1 protein-coding gene is annotated in these 894 nt (G+C 47.0%); it reads right to left on the bottom strand.

The features are described 5' to 3' along the window. Positions 1 to 192 precede the first annotated feature (192 nt). On the bottom strand, positions 193 to 894 hold a 702-nt coding region (locus CIK04_RS31205; RefSeq protein ID WP_325206051.1), incomplete at its 5' end, for a reverse transcriptase domain-containing protein.

The raw sequence follows: 894 nt of genomic DNA, 5'->3' as shown, positions 1-894 counted from the left end.
ACATCAGCACTGATGCTTGATGCTTGATGCTTGATGTTTGATGTTTGATGCTTGATGTTTGATGTTTGATGTTTGATGTTTGATGCAATCAGTGAGAAAAGATGGGGCATCATTTCAAAGTACAACAAGTAGGGTGAGGCGTTGCCGCCTCATCCCTCTTACAGAACCGTACGTACGGGCCTCGTATACGGCTCATGCACACTTCCATTCAGCATAATTGCTGAACACGTACCCTGTCCTAACATGCTCGATATTGAACAAACCAAGATCGTTAAACCATTGATTTGGCATCGCATAACTGGCTAAGGGACTCTGCGCATTTTTCCAGCTACTCATTTGAATTGACCTGAACGGCGGCTTGTAACCAAGCTGTTTCAGCYTSCGGTGCAACCGTGWCGGTTTCTTCCATAATTTTAACTGGATGCTGCGCAGTCTGCGCCTTAACCATCCTGCTATTCGCGAGAACTCCCTGCTGGTATTGGCGATCCTGAAGTACTGACTGAACCCTCGTAAAACGGGATTTAGCTCGTTGATGACCTGCACTAATGGCTTTCCGCCATTACGTTTGCTCATCTGCTTCAACTTCTGTTTGAACAGAGCCAGTTTCTTGGGCTGAATTCGGGTGTATTGTTCCCCGATTTCAACGCCAAGGAACTTCACCCCATTTTCGCTGTGTGCTATATGAGATTTGCTCTGATTCACCGTCAGTTTCAACTCTTTTTCCAGTATCTTTGTCGCCTGWRCAAGCGCATTCTCTGCTCCTGCTCGGCTACGACAGAAGATCAAGATATCATCCGCATAGCGCACTATGCGGTGACCACGCTTTCGCATCTCCTGATCGAACGCATCCAGATAGATATTCGCTATCAGTGGACTTATTACCCCACCTTGCGG

It is taken from the genome of Vibrio sp. 03_296, assembly GCF_002265885.1.
This window is presented reverse-complemented; position numbering and strand designations above follow the sequence as displayed.